This is a genomic window from Brevibacterium sp. 239c (assembly GCF_900169365.1).
Lineage (GTDB): Bacteria > Actinomycetota > Actinomycetes > Actinomycetales > Brevibacteriaceae > Brevibacterium.
Genome location: NZ_FXZH01000004.1, coordinates 16,375 through 33,386 on the forward strand (window position 1 = coordinate 16,375; position 17,012 = coordinate 33,386).

Genomic DNA, 17,012 nt, shown 5'->3' on the forward strand with positions numbered 1-17,012 from the left:
GATAGGGTTAGGGTCATGACGGTTTCTGAAATCTTTGACCCCTCTCAGTGGCGTGAAGTCTCCGGATTCGACTTCACCGACATCACCTACCACCGCGCGGTCAAACCCGACGGCACCGACCTGGGTTGTGTGCGCATTGCCTTCGACCGTCCCGATATCCGCAACGCCTTCCGCCCCCACACCGTCGACGAGCTCTTCCGGGCCCTCGACCACGCCCGCCAGACCTCGGACGTCGGCGCGGTCCTGCTCACGGGCAATGGCCCCAGCTCACGCGACGGCGGTTGGGCATTCTGCTCCGGCGGCGACCAGCGCATCCGCGGCCGTTCGGGCTACCAGTACGCCTCCGGGGAGACCCGCGAGTCCGTGGACCCAGCCCGCGCCGGTCGCCTCCACATCCTCGAGGTCCAACGGCTCATCCGCACCATGCCCAAGATCGTCATCGCCGTCGTCCCTGGCTGGGCTGCCGGCGGCGGTCACAGCCTCCACGTCGTCTGCGACATGACCATCGCATCCCGCCAGCATGCGAAGTTCAAACAGACCGACGCCGATGTCGGCTCCTATGATGCCGGCTACGGGTCTGCCTACCTGGCGAAGATGGTCGGACAGAAGAAGGCCCGCGAGATCTTCTTCCTCGGTCGCACCTACTCGGCCCAGGACATGGCAGACATGGGCGCCGTCAACGAGGTCGTAGACCACGAGGACCTGGAGACCGCGGCGCTGACCATGGCCAAGGAGATCCTCGGCAAGTCCCCCAACGCCCAGAGGATGCTGAAGTTCGCGTTCAACCTCCTCGATGACGGCCTCATGGGTCAGCAGGTCTTCGCAGGTGAGGCCACCCGTCTGGGGTATATGACCGACGAAGCCGTCGAAGGCCGTGACTCCTTCCTGGAGAAGCGCGATCCCGACTGGTCCCCCTACCCCTGGTACTACTGAGCACTCCCCTTGATGAACGCACAGTCCGTTGAGGATCTGCCCAGTGCAATCGATCGTGCCTTGGACGGCCGGTCGATCCTCGTCCTGCCCCGCACCCGTGATGCCGCCATCACCGAGGTGGCTCCCAGTCAGTGGAGAGGTGCAGGCCGGGCGCCGGCGCTGGTGCTCTTCACCTCGGGTTCGACGGGCACGGCCAAGGCCGTCGCCCTGTCCGCCGAGGCCCTGACCACCTCGGCGAGGGCCACAGAACGGTCCCTTGCCGGGCCCGGCGATTGGCATCTGAGCCTGCCCATCAACCACATTGCGGGGTTCCAAGTGGAGCTGCGCGCCCGGCTCGCGGGACGGGAACCGATCAGGACCACTTCAGCGACCTTCACCGCCGGCTCCTTCGCCGACGAGGCGCAGCGTCTGTTTGCCCGTGCCGGCCAACGTCCGACCTACACGTCGCTGGTGCCCACCCAATTGCACCGGATACTTGCAGACGAACGAGCCACACTTGCGGCAGCGAAATTCGACGCCATCCTCCTCGGCGGTTCCGCAATCTCACCGGCGCTGCTCGAGCGCGCCGATGCGCGAGGCCTGCACATCATGCGCACCTACGGGATGAGCGAAACCGCAGGTGGGTGCGTGTACAACGGGGTTCCCTTCGACGGTGTCGAAATCACGATCACCGAGTCCTCGACGATCAACCTGAGTGGAGGCGTCGTCGCCGATTCCTACGTCGAGATCACAGCCGAGGGGAACATCGTCCCCGTCGACAGCCCCTGCCTGACCACCGGCGCCAACGGTGATCGGACCATGCACACGAGCGATCTGGGTCGACTGGACGGTGGGGTACTCACGGTGCTCGGCCGTGCCGATGACATCATCGTCTCCGGCGGCACGAACGTCTCACCACATGCCCTCGAGACCGGGCTCCTGCCCACCTGGCAGCACCATGGAATCGCCGAGGTGCTCGTGACCTGGGTGCCCGATGAGGAGTGGGGGAAACTGCTTGTCGCCCTCGTCCGCATCGATGGTCAGACGCCCGCTGACCTGACCGAGACGATGGGTTCACCACGTGAGTTCGCGCGAAGGCTGGCCAGACTCGACCACGGAATGCAGGGCCAACTTCTGCCGCGGCTGGTCTTCTGCGTCCCAGAGATCCCCAGTCGCTCGATCGGTAAGCCCGACCGGCAGGCTGCCGCCCGGCTTGCGGCCGAGCTGGCTGAGTCGGCTGAGCTGGCTGAGTCGGCTGAGACAGATAACAGCTGAGGCCCAGCACCCGAATACCCTATTAAGTGAACTGTCGGTAATATGAGACGGTTCCAATTCTCATGAGGAAGGCATCCAGCCCAATGGCAACTGCAGCGCAGTGGATCTCCGGAGCCCGATTACGAACATTGCCGCTGGCTGTGGCCCCTGTTCTCATCGGCACCGGTGCCGCAATCGGCTCTGTCGGCGGCTTCACCTCATTCATCATCGGTGACTACACGCGCAACGGCCACGACTATTCGCTGCCGCAGATCTTCCTCCGTGCCGTACTGGCCCTCATCGTCTCGCTCTGCCTGCAGATCGGGTCGAACTTCGCCAACGACTACTCCGACGGCGTCCGCGGCACAGATGATGTCCGCGTCGGCCCAGTCCGCCTCACAGCGACCGGACTCGCCGAACCCAGCGCGGTCAAAAGGGCGGCGTTCTTATTCTTCGGCATCGCCGGGGTCACCGGAATCGCTCTCGTGCTCATCGCACAGGCATGGTGGTTCCTCATCGTCGGCGCCGCCGCTGTGGCCGCCGCCTGGTTCTATACGGGCGGCAAGAAGCCCTACGGGTACATGGGGCTGGGTGAAGTCTTCGTCTTCGTCTTCTTCGGCCTTGTGGCCACGCTGGGCACGATGTGGATGCAGGTCGGCGGACTCAGCCTCAGCGGCTGGGCAGGTGCGATTGCCATCGGTTCACTCGCCTCGGCGGTGCTCATGGTCAACAACCTGCGCGACATCCCGACCGACATCGAGGCCGATAAGATCACTCTGGCCGTGCGCTTCGGCGACAACCGGGCTCGGATCACATATGCCAGCCTCGTACTCGTACCCTTCGCGCTGCTGGTCCTGGCCATCCTCGATGGGCATCCAGCCGTCGCACTGGCCATCCTCGCACTGGTGCTCGCGCTCAGCCCGCTGAAGACGGTGCTGCGTGGGACCACAGGCCCCGGTCTCATCCCGCCGATCAAATCTACGGGCCTCACGGCTCTGGCCTTCGCCGCTCTGATGGGACTGGGACTGGCTCTGTAACCCGGCTCAGTTCTCTTCGTCGACGTTCTCTGCGTCGACGATGCGGTCTTCTGTGTCCTCGTCAGCGCTCTTCCGCTTGGGGCTCGTGGCTCGCTTCGCCACACGCTTCTCGATGTCGTCTGCCACCTTGGCCCGCATGCTGCCCAGGAAGAGGTAGCTGAGGATGGCTCCGATGACGATTGCCGCCATCGCCATCACGAGGTTGAACCCGAGGAATGGCTGCAGAATCAGTCCTACGGCGACGATGATGCCCAGACGGGCCAATGTATAGATCCAGAAGTTGCGCATTGCACCTATTTTAGTCCGTCCACATCAGTGATTCATCACCGCCGGTGTGGGCCGGTGTTCAGGTTAGTGGACTATCCTGGGTGCATGGCTCGAATACTCATTGCCGCGATCGTCCTTGCGGCGGCGGTCACACTGTACGGACTCTTCGATTGCCTTCTGCGCGATCGTGGTCTGATCCGAGTCTTGTCCAAACCCGTCTGGGCAATCATCATTCTGTGCATCCCGGTGATCGGCTTCATCCTCTGGTACGCCTTCGGACGCGGATCCGAGGACAAGCCCACAGCTGCACCTCGCCGTCGCGGCCCCAGCGCCCCAGACGATGACGAGGACTATCTGCGGAAGATCGATCGCGACGTCAAGCTCGGAAAGCACGCTCCTGAGGCGCAGAACCCCGCGGACAAGACTCCCGACGCTGATGACAAGCCTTCCTCCACCGATTCCGACACTCACTCTGCCGACACCGACGATCATGGTTCAGGCGGCTCCACCGGCGAAGGTCGCGGCCGCTCGAACTGAGTTCGCGGGCTGAAGCTCTGCTGATGCTGCTTGGCGGGCTTGATCCCTTTGCATCCTAAGCTCCGCTGGTCTGAGGCTCTTGTTGCCCACTGAGCCGGTTGCCACTGAGCACCGCTGTCCATCGCCCGTCTAAGACGAACGCTTGTTGACTGCAGACGAGGCTTGCGCGGGAGCCAGATATCTCCCCCTACAGGATGTCAGCACAGAGAACAGAACTACGGCGCACGAACGTGTTCAGACTCGATCCAGCGCTCGTCACCCGATGCTGGAGGCGCCACGCGACGCAGACATCCGCCTGATTGGACTCTTCATAGATAGCCCTGCAAGGCGGAAGGCGGCTATCCAGTGGCCGAGGACCCATCATCACGTTACGGCTGAGATATTCCTCCGGCGCCGGCCCAACAGTCAAGCGTCGTCGCTCAACATTGGAAACAGTTCAGCGCTGAGCGTCAATCGCTCAGCGCTGGCAGCGGATCACCGCTGACTACTGATCGGCCGTGACTACTGTTCGGCCGCGGCTGCTGATCAGCTGAGGCCTGAGTAGGAGTGCAGGCCGTTGAAGTACATGTTGACGACGGTGAAGTTGAAGATCACGGTGGCGATGCCGATGAGGTTGAGTACGGCCACCTTCGTCGGTCCCCAGCCGCGAGTGGCGCGGGCATGCAGGTAGGCAGCGTAGACGACCCAGACGACGAACGTCCAGATCTCCTTCGAGTCCCAGCCCCAGTAGCGGCTCCAGGCTACCTCGGCCCAGATGGCACCGGCGATGAGGGTGAACGTCCAGGTGATGAAGCCGACCGCTGCGATCGTGTAGGAGAAGCGTTCCAGATCGATGCTCGCAGGCATGCGGCGCATGAACTGCAGCCACTTCGGGTTCTTGGTCTCGTACCTGTCCTTGAGGATCTGGAACAGGGCCAGGATCGCGGAGATGTAGAGCAGCGACGTCGACAGGATCGCAATAGGCACATGGATGGCGATCCAGTATGAGTCGAGCGCTGGGATGAGCTTCGCGGCCGGCGTGTAGAACACAGTGATGGCCAGCCCCAGGCACAGGAGCACTCCCCCTGCGACGATGGTTCCCAGGTAGCGGATGTCCTTCTTCACGTTGACGATGAGGAAGACGATGACGGTGATCGCGGTGGCGGTGAGGACGTACTCCATCATGTTGCCCCACGGCACACGCATCACGGACAGCGCACGGGTGAGCACAGCTGCCACATGTAGGAGCCCGGCAAGGACGAGGAGCGATGTGCCGATCCGGGCACCGCGCCGAGGCCTCTGTTTGCGCGAACCGGTCGTGATCTCGGCCGAAACGCCCGTCTCCGGCGGATCGAGGAGGGCCGTCGTGGTCTTCCTGTTCGTGCGTCGCACGTTCGAAGGTTTGGCTGCACTCTTCGCGCTGACTTCGCTCTGTTTGAGTTCGCGCCCGCCGAACAGGTCGAAGGCATAGAAGATCATGGCGACGGCGTAGACGATCATCGCCGAGATGATGAGCTGGTTCGACCACATTGCGAGGTCAGTGTTGACGTCCATACATCCTCCGCACCAGCGGTGCTCTTCCATTTGTGTTGGGTTGCTGTGCTGTTGCTGTGTTCGAGCCGCCCGCATCGGGGTCGACCCGCGACAATTCTACTCCGCGTAGTACCTAAAGCTAATCATTCGTCGTCACTGGCAATCCGGCTCCCCGGATGGGACTCGGGATCAGCATCTGGTTTGTCGGCAAGGTCCTTCGCCAGATCCTGCGCCGCCCGTTCGACCATCTGGTCTTCACCGCGGGCAAGAGCCGCAATTTCGACCTGACCGTCCTTGATGCGCACCCACATGCGTCGGCGTGGGATGAACAGGGACAGGCCGAGTCCCAGCAGCACTGCGATCGCGCTGGCCAGCATCAGACCCTGCGTCGGGTCCTGGGAGATGTCGACGGCGATATAGCGTTTGACCCCGTCGAAGGTCACCGAGCCGCCGTCGGGCAGTTTCTGGGTCTCACCCTCGGCGAGTTGGATGAGCAGAGGGTTGCCCGCGGAGTCGGTCATCTCCGTCATGTTCTCGGCATCGATCGTGTACACCGACTGCGGGGTTCCGTTGTCGAGGCCCAGGTCACCGGTGTATCCGCTCATCACGAGGTAGGGGTTGCGCAGTTCGGCGAAGCTGGAGACCAGTTCGCCGTTCTCGTCCTGAGTCGCTGTCGGCAGGAAGACACCGACGAAGCCCATCTGGGTTCCGGCGGAGTCAGGGACCTTGATGACGCCTTCGGAGGTATATCCCGGGTCGCCGCCATCGGGGATGAATACCTGCGGCCCCGAATGCACGACCTTTCCCTTCGCGTCCTTGACCGTGACCTCCGGCGCGTAGCCGTTTCCGGTCAGGTAGACGCCCGTGCCGCCTACGCGCACGGGCTCGTTGACGCGCAGCGTGTGCTTCTCGCTCTTCCCGCCCGCGGTGGCCGTCACTTTTGCGTCGAAGGTGCGGGGCTGACCGAATTGGCTGCCAGGGGCCTCATCGTCGAAGGTGGATTCGAAGCTGTCGAGTTTGAGCCGGAAGTCCGGCAAGTAGTCCGCGTTGTAATAGGAGCCGGGCTCGAATGAGTCGTAGGCGACCAGTGAGTTCGTGAAAGTCTCCCCCTCGACGAGGATGCGCTGGCCCTGGTAGCCGAACAGGGATCCGATCGCCATCGTCAGGGTGGCAACGAGGAGTGCGATATGGAAGACCAGGTTGCCGGTCTCGCGCAGGTAGCCGCGTTCGGCAGACACATGGTCATCGTGGCGCACTGTGCGGTAGCCGAGCCTTTTGAGCCGAGCCTGAGCGGTGGTGAGGAAGTCCTGATCCGCGGCTTCGCGGGATTCGGCAGATCCGGTCGCCGAGGTGAAGGTTTCGTATCCGGGCATCCGACCCAACCGCCTCGGCGCCTTTGGAGGGGCCGAACGCATGGCCTTCCAATGCTGGGCCGAGCGTGGAATCACGCAGCCGATGAGCGAGATCATCAGCAGCAGGTAGATCGCGGAGAACCAGATCGAGGAGTACACGTCGAACATCTGGATCGTGTCGAGGAACTGACCCCAGGCGCCATTGGATTCGAGGAACGTGGTGACCCGGCCCGGGTCCTGGATGCGCTGAGGCAACAGGGAACCTGGGATTGCGGCCATGGCGAGAACGAGGAGGAGGATCAGAGCCACCCGCATCGTCGTCAGCTGACGCCAAGCCCACCGGCACATGCCGATGAATCCCAGCTGCGGCTGCGTCACAGCCTGTTTGTCGGCGGTCTTCTTCGCCACTAGATCACCACTTCGAAATCATAGATCAGACCCTGCAGAGAGGTCATCCACGCGTTCCACAGCCCGGAGGCCATGAGAACGCCCAACACGATGAGCATGATGCCGCCGGCACGGACGATTGCCGCCTGGTGTCTGCGCACCCAGGTCAGCCGTCCGGCGCCCTTGTGGATCGCCACTGCCAGGAGGATGAACGGGATGCCCAGCCCCAGGCAGTACACGAATGCCAGAATCGCGCCGCGCCAGATGGTTCCGTCGCCGCCGAAGCTCACCGACATCGACAGAACAGCTGAGAGGGTCGGTCCGACACATGGTGCCCAGCCGAGTGCGAAGGTCGCGCCGAGCACGGGTGCACCCCACAGTCCCGCCTTGGGCCGGGCCCGGATCCGGTGTTCCCTCTGGAGCAGTCCGAAACCGCCCATGAAGACGAAACCGGCGATGATGACGATGACGCCGAGGATCCTGATGAGCACGCCCTGCCACTGTGAGAACAGTGCGCCGAGGGCCGAGAACCCGGTTCCCAGCAGAACGAAGACGACGGTGAATCCGAGGACGAACAACGCGATCCCGACGACCACCCGCCAAGATTCCTTGTCCTTGAGCGAGGATCCGCTCAGTCCCGTGACATAGCCGACGTAGCCGGGGACCAACGGGAGTACGCAGGGTGAGACGAAGGAGACGAGCCCGGCCAGTGCGGCCGCGCCGGCGGCCAGAAGCAGCGGCCCGTCGAGAACCGTTTGGGCGAAGTCCGCCCCGATTCCACTCACTCCGCCTGCACGTCCTCGATGAGGCCCTTGAGCGTCGACTCATCGACCTCTCCGACGACTCGGGCCGCGGCACGGCCCTTCGCATCGAGAACGACGGTCGAAGGTGTGGCCTGCGGCGGGAGGACACCCGAGAGCAGAGCCACCATGTCTCCGTTGGTGTCGAGCATGTTGGCGTAGGGCACCTGGTAGTTCGAGACGAAGGCGTTGGCAGCGGCCTCCTGGTCGCGGACGTTGACGCCGAGGAACTGAACCTCGTCGCCGAATTCCTCGGACAGGGATTTCAGGGCCGGGGCTTCCTTCCGGCACGGCGGGCAGGCCGCGTACCAGAGGTTGATGACGACCGGCGTGGGTCGAAGGTCGGCCAGCGACATCGACTTTCCGTCAAGTGTCTCGAAGCTGAGCTCGAGTGGGTCGCCCCTCTTGTCCTTGGCCACCTGTGACACGACACCGGACCCGGACACATATCCTTGATCGGACCCGGCCTGATCGGCCAGTTCGTCATTTTCGCTGCAGGCGCTGAGCACCACAGCGGTGCCGGCGATCAGGCCGGTCAGGAGGGTGCGGCGGTTCAGCGGATTGCGGGCATTCATGCTCCGGCCACCGATTGCTTTGGCTGCAGATCTGCACAGATGCTCTCGTAACTCACGGATACAAGTGTGGACGATTCGAATGTGAAACTGGTGATAGAAGCCAGGTCACATTCCCGTCTCCGCGGGTCATGGACGAGCGAACGGTGTTCCCCCGCCAGGCGTGTCATCCAGATCGGAAGCTGGTGGGAGACGATGACTCCCTCGGCCTCGAGCCCGTGCTTGTCGAGCTTGGCACGCAGGCTGGCCATGGCTGCCTGCATCCGCAGCACGATCTGTTTGTAGGGCTCACCCCAGGACGGGGTCAGCGGGTTGTACAGACGCACCAGGTTGCGCGGCTCGGCCATGCGTCGGGCGTTGACCTTCTGCCCTTCGAAGGAGTTCGCGGCCTCGATCACACGGTCATCGGTGAAGACCGGCATGTCCAGTCGCTCACGCAGCGGGGTGATCGTCTGCTGTGCCCGCAGCAGCGGGGAGCACACGAGTTCGTCCGGGGTCACCGAGGCGGCGGCGAAGTGCTCGCCGACGCGACGGGCCATCTCATGACCACGGTCGGTCAGACCGAAGTTCGGCAACCGACCATAGAGGATTCCCTCGGGGTTGTCGACCTCCCCATGCCTGACCAGGTGGATCTTCGTCATCAGTTCCCCTGCGCGTTGGGCACACCGGCTGCGGCCTTGGCTGCGGCGGGCAGTGCCGAGACGATCCGATCGAGGATCTCATCGGTGTGTGCGTAGGACAGGAACCAGGATTCGAAGGCGCTCGGCGGCATGTGGATGCCCGACTCGAGCATGGAATTGAAGAACGCGGAGTAACGGTCGACGTTCTGCGTCCTGGCATCGTCGTAGTTGGTGACCTCACGGTCGGTGAAGAAGACGGAGAACATCGAGTTCGCAGACTGGATGGTGTGCTCGACCCCTTCGGCCTCGAGGCTGGCAGCGACTGCGGGCCGCAGAATGTCCGCGGCGCGTGAGATGTGTGAGTACACATCGAGTTCTGTTGTCAGTTGGAGTGTAGTCAGTCCGGCGGCGGTGGCCACGGGGTTTCCGGACAGGGTTCCCGCCTGGTACACCGGGCCCGTCGGTGCCAGATGCTCCATCACGTCGGCTCGTCCGCCGAAGGCCGCGGCCGGGAAGCCGCCGCCCATGACCTTGCCGAATGTGAACAGGTCGGCAGGTCCATCCGGGTAACCGAGTGTTTCAGCTTCATGGCCGTACCAGCCCGCGACCGAGACGCGGAAGCCGGTCATCACCTCATCGCTGATCATCAGTGCTTCGTGGGCCTTGGTCAGGCGGCGGATGGTGTTGGTGAAGCCGTCTCGGGGAGGCACGACGCCCATGTTTCCGGGGCTGGCTTCTGTGATGACGCAGGCGATCTCATCACCGTGTTCGTTAAAGACCGCCTCCAGGCCGGCCGCGTCGTTGTAGTCGACGACGATCGTGTCCGAAGCCTGGGCACCGGTCACGCCCGGGGTATCGGGAAGGGAGAAGGTGGCCAGACCGGATCCGGCTTGGGCCAGAAGCGCGTCGACGTGCCCGTGGTAGCAGCCGGCGAACTTCACGATCTTCGCCCGTCCTGTGTATCCACGGGCCAGCCGGATGGCGCTCATGGTCGCCTCGGTGCCCGAAGACACGAGCCGCACCTGTTCGACGGGTTCGACGCGGGCGACGATCTCCTCGGCGAGTTCGACCTCACCGGTCGACGGGGTGCCGAATGAGAAGCCCTTGACGGCGGCTTCCTGCACAGCGGCAACCACCTCGGGTCGGGAGTGGCCCATGATCATGGGCCCCCACGAACCGATGAGGTCGATATAGTCGTTGCCATCGGCATCGCGCAGCCAGGCTCCGGTCGCCGAGGTGATGAAGCGCGGGGTGCCTCCGACGGCTTTGAAGGCCCGCACCGGGGAGTTCACTCCACCGGGGATGACATGTTCGGCGCGCTCGAACAGCGCGGCCGACTTCGCAGTCTCGTGTTTCATGGGTTCTCCTGAAGAAGTCGCCGGATCGATGGTCGGTTCAGATATTAGTAGAGTCGGTTCGCTCGGCCGCGCAGGTCGTGCTCAGGTGGAAGGGGTCCGGTCAGCTGCCAGGGGTCGAGGGTTCGGAATCGATCGGTGGTGTATCCACTGGTCCCTTCCCGATCTCACGCATATGAGCCGTGACCTTGCCGAAGACACGTCCCAGCGTCGCCATCTCCTCCGGGTCGAGCAGATCGACGAGGTGATCGCGGACGCTTTCCACATGCGTGGGTGCCATGGTGACGAGGAGATTCCAGCCAGCCTCGGTCATCTGGCAGTTGACTCCGCGTCCGTCTTCGGCGATCGAGAAGCGCTCGAGGAGCCCCTTCTTCTCCATCCGGGCCACGCTGTGGGTCAGACGGGAGCGTGACATGGTCGTGTCCATCGCGAGCAGAGCCATCCGCATCGTCCGGTCTTCATGTTCGCTCAGCCGGACCATGATCTCGTATTCGGGCAGGCCGATTCCGTGACTGTCCCGCAGCTCCTTGTCCAGCTGCACCGTCAGCAGCTGTGAACCGGTGAGATAGCTTCTCCAGGCCTTCTGATCAGGTTCGCTCAGCCAACGTGGCTCGCTCATCAGTGTGCCCCGCCTGGTGTGTCTGAGTTGAGTCGCTGCGCAACTTCTGTGGCCCAGTAGGTGAGGATAGCGTCGGCACCGGCCCGCTTGAAGGCGATGAGAGATTCGTCGATCGCGCGTTCGCGTTCGATGGCTCCGGCCGCGGCCGCGAACTCGATCATCGCGTACTCCCCCGACACCTGGTATGCCCACACGGGCACCGGTGACTCACAGGCTACCTCGGCGAGGACATCGAGATAGGGCAGCCCGGGCTTGACCATGACGATGTCGGCACCTTCGGCCAGGTCGAGGTCGAGTTCACGCATGGCCTCACGACCGTTCGCGGGATCCTGCTGGTAGGTCTTCCGGTCGCCCTGGAGCTCCGAATCCACGGCTTCGCGGAAGGGTCCGAAGAACGCGGAGGCGTATTTTGCGGAGTAGGCCATCACGACGACGTCGGTGAAGCCCTCGAGGTCCAAAGCCTCCCGGCAGGCGCCAACCTGTCCGTCCATCATTCCGGAAAGTCCCACCACGTGGGCTCCGGCCTTAGCCTGCGCCACAGCCATAGCGGCGTAGCGCTCCAACGTTGCGTCGTTATCGACGCCGCCCTCGGAATCTAGGACTCCGCAGTGTCCGTGGGAGGTGAACTCGTCGAGGCACAGATCGGCCATGATGACCGTCGTATCGCCGAGGTTGTCCCGCAGCAGCGTCAATGCGCGGTTGAGGATGCCCTCGGGATCATTGGCCTGAGAACCCTCATTGTCCTTGTGTTCCGGAATTCCGAAGAGCATCAGCCCGCCGACTCCGGAGTCCACAGCCTCATTGGCCGCCTCGAGCAGTGAGTCCAGGGTGTGCTGGACGACTCCGGGCATGGAGTTCAGGGGCGCCGGTTCGCTCAGGGTCTCCTTGACGAACATGGGCAGGATGAGATCGGCCGGGTCCAGGCGCGTCTCCGAGACAAGCCGACGCAGGGCCGGAGTCGTCCGCAGACGACGGGGCCGAACAGTTCCAGGGACCAATGTCATGTCAGGCCTTCTTTCTGCGACGCTTCTGGCTGGGGCGCGTCGGGGTGGTTCCCGCCGCCAAGTCGTCCTCGCGTGAGGACATCGCGAATTCGACCAATCCGTCGATGAGTGAGGTGAGGTTGGCTTCCTCAGCAAGGACGTCGACACGCAGTCCGTGCTCGGCCGCGGTGTTCGCCGTGGCCGGTCCGATGCAGCAGATCACCGAGGTGGCTGCAGGCTTTCCGGCGATCCCGACGAGGTTGCGCACCGTGGATGAAGAGGTGAAGAGGAATGCGTCGAAGTCTCCAGCCTTGATGGCTTCCCTGATGGGAGCGGGAGGCGGTGAAGCCCGCACAGTCCGGTAGGCCGTGACGTCGTCCGGGTCCCAGCCCTTCTCCAGCAGTCCGGCGACGAGCACCTCGGTGGCGATGTCGGCGCGCGGCAGCAGGACTGTGTTCATGGGGTCGATGTCGTCGACGTAGTCCGGCCAGGCTGCGGCCAGGCCGCGTGCCGAGTGTTCGCCGTCGGGAACGAGGTCGGGGGTGATGCCCCAGTCGATGAGTGCGGCAGCGGTGCGGCCGCCGACGGCGGCAACCTTGACGCCGGAGAGCGAACGGGAATCGAGGCCGAAGTCCTCGAACCACATGCGCACTGCGCGGACAGCGTTGACGGAGGTGAAGCCGACCCATTCGTAGGATCCGTCGACGAGGCCACGGATCGCCTTCTCCATCTGAGTCGGAGTGCGCGGGGGTTGGACGGCGATGGTGGGGACAACTGTGCCCACAGCACCCAGCTCACCCAGCGCCTCGGCGGTGGAAGTGCCCTGTTCCTTCGTCCGCGGGATGAGGACCTGCCAGCCGAAGAGCGGTTTGGTCTCGAACCAGCTGAGTTCGCCTCGTGATTCCACACCCTGTCCCATGATGACCACCATACGATCTCCGCCGGTCTGTGCCATTGTCAGGGCCTGCCCCAACGTGGTCTCCACGCTCGTCTGATCGGTCGTGGAGATGCCCCATCCCAGGAGCACCTTCGTGCCCTCGTCCCAACCGTCGTCGAGCAGGGAGCGGATCGCCTGTTCGTGGTCGGACGTGGTGCCTGTGAGCACATGGGTGGTGTTGCGGTGCCGGGACACGTCGACATGTGTCTGCGGGCCGGCCTCGATGAACCGGACAGAGCGCACACGGTTCGTCGTCAGCGCGGTGCCTGTGAACGCCGAGGTGGCTGCAGAGAGTCCGACGCCGGGGACGATCTCAACCTCGACGTCGGCCTTGCGGCACACGGCGGCTTCGGCCGTGGTCGGGGTGAAGATGATTCCGTCATCGGAGCTCAACCGCACGACGGTCTTGTCTGGGCGAGCCAGTTCGGCGAGCTTGCGCCCCCGTGTGGAGGCGGTCGCACCGAGCTGAGCGGCTTCGACGATCTCCGTGGCCTGAGGCACGTAGGCGGTGACGATCTCCGAATGGACGTGGGTGTCGTAGACGACGATCTCGGCGTTCGCGAGGATGTCGGCGCCGCGGATCGTCATCAGACCCGACTCACCGGGACCGCTGCCGATGAAGACGACGCGAGGTGAGGCGGGCAGAAGACGTCGGGGCTGGACCTGGCCTGTTGTCATACCTGCTCCTGGACTTTGACAGGGGTGAGGTGATCCGCGGACTGCGCGGGATCGATGCCGAGCTGCCCCAGCAGGTTCTCTGCCGCTGCGGTGCCGAGTTCGTCGGCCAGCCGAGCCAGCTCCTTGCCGGTGATCGACAGTTGGTTGGCACTGCTCGAGCCCAGATCCACATCTGGAGTCACGGGCAGTGGGGCGCTCTGCCTGGTGCGGGCGAGGTTCCCGTCATCATCGGCCATGACGGCTTCGACGACGAATTCCGAGCCCGCGATCGTGGCCAGCGCACCGATGGGGGCCGAACAGCCTGCCTCTGCGCGGGACAGGATCGCCCTCTCGCAGGTCACGGCCAGGTCGGTGGTCTCATCGTGGAGCTGCTTGAGCTGATCGCGGACCTCGGCGTCGGCAGCCATGACCTCGTTGTCGAGGGCATAAGGGCTGTCGGCACCCCTTGTCTCAATAGCCAAGGCTCCCTGCCCCGGGGCGGGGAGCATCGTGGTGAAGTCGAGGGAATCGGTGGCCTCGGCCAAGCGGCCGATGCGACGGACTCCGGCTGCGGCCAGAACGACGGCGTCGAGTCGTCCGTCGCGAACATGTGCGATGCGGGTGTCGACGTTTCCGCGCACTCCGCGGACCTCGATATCGGGTCTTGCTGCACGCAGCTGCACGGCACGACGTGGCGATCCGGTGCCCACGACGCTGCCGGCCGGCAGCTGCGCGAAGCTCAGACCGTCACGGCCGATGAGGACATCGGCAGGATCGACCCGCGGTGGGATGGCGGCCATTTGGATGCCCGCCTCCGGAGTGGTGGGCAGGTCCTTGAGCGAGTGCACGGCAATATCGATCTTGCCCTGGTGCAGGGCCTGACGGACGGCGGAGACGAAGACGCCTGTGCCGCCGAAGCCGGTCAGCGGCGACATGTTGACATCGCCTTCGGTCACGACCTCGACGATCTCAATGCGCCAGCCGGTCAATGCCGCGAGCTGGTGGGCGATCGCTGTGGACTGGGAACGTGCCAACTTCGAGCGGCGCGTGCCCAGGCGGATCGTGCGACCGGAGTAGTGCTCGGGTTCGACGATGTCGAGGGTATGGTCGGCCACCGGCCGCACACCGTCGGCTTCGACGTGATTCGCGCTGGAGGCCGTGGCCACCTTGGTCTCCGGCTTCGTGATCGAGTGGGCGACCTTGTTCGTCGGCAAGTCGAAGAGCTGCATGAGCGCCTGCGCGTAGTCGATGTCCGAGTTGGTGACGGCCAGTTCCTTGACCTTGACCGTCGGCGTGTGGATGAGCTTCTCTGCCACTCGGTGCAGGGACTTGCGGATCTCGGCGAAGGCCTTGTCGTCAACCTCGGCGCCGATCTTCTTCTCCAGACGCTTCGTCTCAGCGGCGAGCACGTCCTTGGCGTGGGTGCGCAGTGCCGTGACGGTGGGGGCGACCGATCGTTCCTTGGCACCGGACTCGAGTTTGGTCAGCTCCTCCGCGATGATCGCGCGCACCGCTTCGACAGTTTCGACGACCGCGGTGTCCCGCTGGTTCGCGGAACTGGTGAGCATGGTCTGGATCTCGCCGAGACCGAACAGTGCCACGTGCTCGAACTCGCGCACCGACGGATCGATATCGTGCGGCAGAGCGAGGTCGACGAATGCCTTGTTCGCCGCACCCTTGGGGTTCTGCGACAGACCGGCCTGGATGTCTTCGCGGGTGACGACGACTTCGCGGGCACCGGTGCAGGAGACGATGAGATCGGCGTCGGCGATCTCCTCGGCCAGGATCCGGGAGGTCAGTTCGCGGGCGCGTCCGCCCACCTCGGCGACGAGGCGCTCTGCCTTGTCCACCGTCCTGTTGAGCACCGTGGTCTGAGCTACGCCCTCCTTGTGCAGGCCCGACACGACCAGTCCGGACATGGCACCGGCACCGATGACCAACGCGTTCGCTGCGCGCAGGGATCCGATGTGCGCCTGGGCGCCTTCGAGTGCGGCGCTGAAGAGAGAGCGTGCAACTTCGTCGAGGCCGGTCTCGGAGTGGGCCCGTTTGCCCACCCGCAGGGCCTGTTGCAGGGCATGGGAGAGGTCGGAGGTCAGCGCCCCGGCCGAAAGTGACTCGGTGAATGTCGAGCGCAGCTGACCCAGGATCTGGGCTTCGCCGATCGCCATTGAGTCGAGACCGCAGGAGACCTTGAGCAGATGCTCCATGGCCTGGGTGTCGTAGTGGGCGTAGAAGTGCCCAGCGATATCCTGCCATTCCTTGTCGATAGAGGACACGAGGGCATTGCCCAAGTCGGCGAGGCCTCCGTGGAAGGCGGTGACGTCGGCGATGAGCTCAAGGCGGTTGCACGTCGAGAGAACCGCGAGTCCCTCCACATTGTCTCCGGCCAATGCGTCGGTGCGTAATGCTCCGACCTCACCGGCACCGAATGCGAGAGCGTCCAACATGTCGATAGGTGCCGACTGATGGGAAATGCCGAGAACCAAGAGAGTCAATTCCTATGCTCCTCAAAACCTGGGTTGAGCGGTGCCGAATCAAGCGCCGAATAGTATGCGAGTACTTGCAGCTCACTGGCCAGATCGACTTGATGCACACGAATAGAATCCGGGGCGTCGAGCACGGTGGGTGCGAAGTTCAGGATGCCGCGCACGCCTGCCTCAGCGGCGATGCGTGCCGCAGCTGGTGCCGCGGATGCTGGTACTGCCATGACCACGAGGTCGATGCCCTCGGGCCAGGTGGCAAGTTCGGTGAGGTCGGAGACCGGAAGAGTGCCGATCACGGTTCCGATCTTGGCCTCATCGGTGTCGAAGATTGCGGTGAGTGAGAGTCCGCGGCGTTTGAATCCTGCGTAATCGGCCAGAGCTGAGCCCAGCCGACCGGCGCCGATGATGGCAACGGTGCGCGCCCGGTCGAGACCGAGGAAGGTACGCAGAGTCGAGGCGAGGTCCTCGCAGGAGTATCCGACTCCGCGCCGACCAGAGCGTCCCAGCTGCGACAGGTCCTTGCGCAGAATCGATGACGACACACCACTGCGGGCCGCCAACGCCTCCGAAGAGATCGTTGACTGGCCCGTTGCGGCGATCGTCTCAACCGTCTGCAGATAGATCGGGAGTCGGGAGATGACGCGTTCGGGGACGTCCTTGCGGACGACACCCTCAATGCTGTTGGCGGACAGAATCTCGCCCACGAAAACGCGTCACTCCTTCAATCG

At 64.0% G+C, this 17,012-nt stretch carries 16 protein-coding genes; 4 read left to right on the forward strand and 12 right to left on the reverse strand.

Annotated elements, in window-relative coordinates; all coding sequences use genetic code 11:
• The first annotated feature begins 15 nt into the window (after window positions 1-15).
• The 3 genes from BSP239C_RS04830 (at window position 16) to BSP239C_RS04840 (ending at window position 3,203) form a co-directional block, all read left to right on the forward strand.
• Window positions 16-933 (forward strand): 1,4-dihydroxy-2-naphthoyl-CoA synthase, encoded by a 918-nt coding sequence (locus BSP239C_RS04830; RefSeq protein WP_101570495.1) that lies wholly within the window; start codon window positions 16-18, stop codon window positions 931-933.
• A 12-nt stretch (window positions 934-945) separates the two neighbouring features.
• Window positions 946-2,187 (forward strand): AMP-binding protein, encoded by a 1,242-nt coding sequence (locus BSP239C_RS04835; protein ID WP_101570496.1) that lies wholly within the window; start codon window positions 946-948, stop codon window positions 2,185-2,187.
• An 83-nt stretch (window positions 2,188-2,270) separates the two neighbouring features.
• Window positions 2,271-3,203 (forward strand): 1,4-dihydroxy-2-naphthoate polyprenyltransferase, encoded by a 933-nt coding sequence (locus BSP239C_RS04840; protein ID WP_101570497.1) that lies wholly within the window; start codon window positions 2,271-2,273, stop codon window positions 3,201-3,203.
• A gap of 6 nt (window positions 3,204-3,209) precedes the next feature.
• Here BSP239C_RS04840 and BSP239C_RS04845 read toward each other — a convergent pair whose 3' ends face one another.
• Window positions 3,210-3,491 (reverse strand): DUF4229 domain-containing protein, encoded by a 282-nt coding sequence (locus tag BSP239C_RS04845; RefSeq protein ID WP_101570498.1) that lies wholly within the window; start codon window positions 3,489-3,491, stop codon window positions 3,210-3,212.
• 84 nt (window positions 3,492-3,575) lie between these two features.
• Between BSP239C_RS04845 and BSP239C_RS04850 the strand changes: the two genes are divergently transcribed.
• A complete protein-coding gene (locus tag BSP239C_RS04850; protein WP_101570499.1) occupies window positions 3,576-4,007 on the forward strand; it encodes a PLD nuclease N-terminal domain-containing protein in 432 nt (143 codons plus the stop codon).
• Window positions 4,008-4,532: 525 nt separating this feature from the next.
• Here the strand turns inward: BSP239C_RS04850 and ccsB are convergent.
• From ccsB to BSP239C_RS04905, 11 genes are all read right to left on the reverse strand, one after another.
• A complete protein-coding gene (gene ccsB, locus BSP239C_RS04855; protein ID WP_101570500.1) occupies window positions 4,533-5,540 on the reverse strand; it encodes a c-type cytochrome biogenesis protein CcsB in 1,008 nt (335 codons plus the stop codon).
• 122 nt (window positions 5,541-5,662) lie between these two features.
• The gene (locus tag BSP239C_RS04860) at window positions 5,663-7,279 is read right to left on the reverse strand and encodes a cytochrome c biogenesis protein ResB (RefSeq protein WP_101570501.1); all 1,617 of its coding nucleotides are present in this window, start codon (window positions 7,277-7,279) and stop codon (window positions 5,663-5,665) included.
• Window positions 7,279-8,034, reverse strand: coding sequence for a cytochrome c biogenesis CcdA family protein (locus tag BSP239C_RS04865; protein ID WP_101570911.1), 756 nt, complete (start codon window positions 8,032-8,034; stop codon window positions 7,279-7,281). Before BSP239C_RS04865 ends, BSP239C_RS04860 begins: the two co-directional genes overlap by 1 nt.
• Window positions 8,035-8,039: 5 nt before the next feature.
• Entirely contained in the window at window positions 8,040-8,633 is a 594-nt protein-coding gene (locus BSP239C_RS04870; protein WP_101570502.1) for a TlpA disulfide reductase family protein, read from the reverse strand.
• Window positions 8,630-9,271 (reverse strand): histidine phosphatase family protein, encoded by a 642-nt coding sequence (locus BSP239C_RS04875; RefSeq protein WP_101570503.1) that lies wholly within the window; start codon window positions 9,269-9,271, stop codon window positions 8,630-8,632. The genes BSP239C_RS04870 and BSP239C_RS04875 overlap by 4 nt, the downstream gene beginning before the upstream one ends.
• Window positions 9,271-10,608: a glutamate-1-semialdehyde 2,1-aminomutase gene (hemL, locus tag BSP239C_RS04880; protein WP_101570504.1), complete on the reverse strand. Its 1,338-nt coding sequence runs from the start codon at window positions 10,606-10,608 to the stop codon at window positions 9,271-9,273. The genes BSP239C_RS04875 and hemL overlap by 1 nt, the downstream gene beginning before the upstream one ends.
• A gap of 100 nt (window positions 10,609-10,708) precedes the next feature.
• Window positions 10,709-11,224 (reverse strand): MarR family winged helix-turn-helix transcriptional regulator, encoded by a 516-nt coding sequence (locus tag BSP239C_RS04885; RefSeq protein WP_101570505.1) that lies wholly within the window; start codon window positions 11,222-11,224, stop codon window positions 10,709-10,711.
• A complete protein-coding gene (gene hemB, locus BSP239C_RS04890) occupies window positions 11,224-12,228 on the reverse strand; it encodes a porphobilinogen synthase (protein ID WP_101570507.1) in 1,005 nt (334 codons plus the stop codon). The genes BSP239C_RS04885 and hemB overlap by 1 nt, the downstream gene beginning before the upstream one ends.
• A gap of 1 nt (window position 12,229) precedes the next feature.
• Entirely contained in the window at window positions 12,230-13,822 is a 1,593-nt protein-coding gene (locus tag BSP239C_RS04895; RefSeq protein ID WP_101570509.1) for a uroporphyrinogen-III synthase, read from the reverse strand.
• Window positions 13,819-16,296, reverse strand: coding sequence for a glutamyl-tRNA reductase (gene hemA, locus BSP239C_RS04900; RefSeq protein ID WP_101570511.1), 2,478 nt, complete (start codon window positions 16,294-16,296; stop codon window positions 13,819-13,821). Before hemA ends, BSP239C_RS04895 begins: the two co-directional genes overlap by 4 nt.
• Window positions 16,293-16,988 carry a redox-sensing transcriptional repressor Rex gene (locus tag BSP239C_RS04905; protein ID WP_101570513.1) on the reverse strand — a complete coding sequence of 232 codons (696 nt, stop codon included), beginning with the start codon at window positions 16,986-16,988 and terminating at the stop codon, window positions 16,293-16,295. The genes hemA and BSP239C_RS04905 overlap by 4 nt, the downstream gene beginning before the upstream one ends.
• Between the last annotated feature and the right edge of the window lie 24 nt (window positions 16,989-17,012).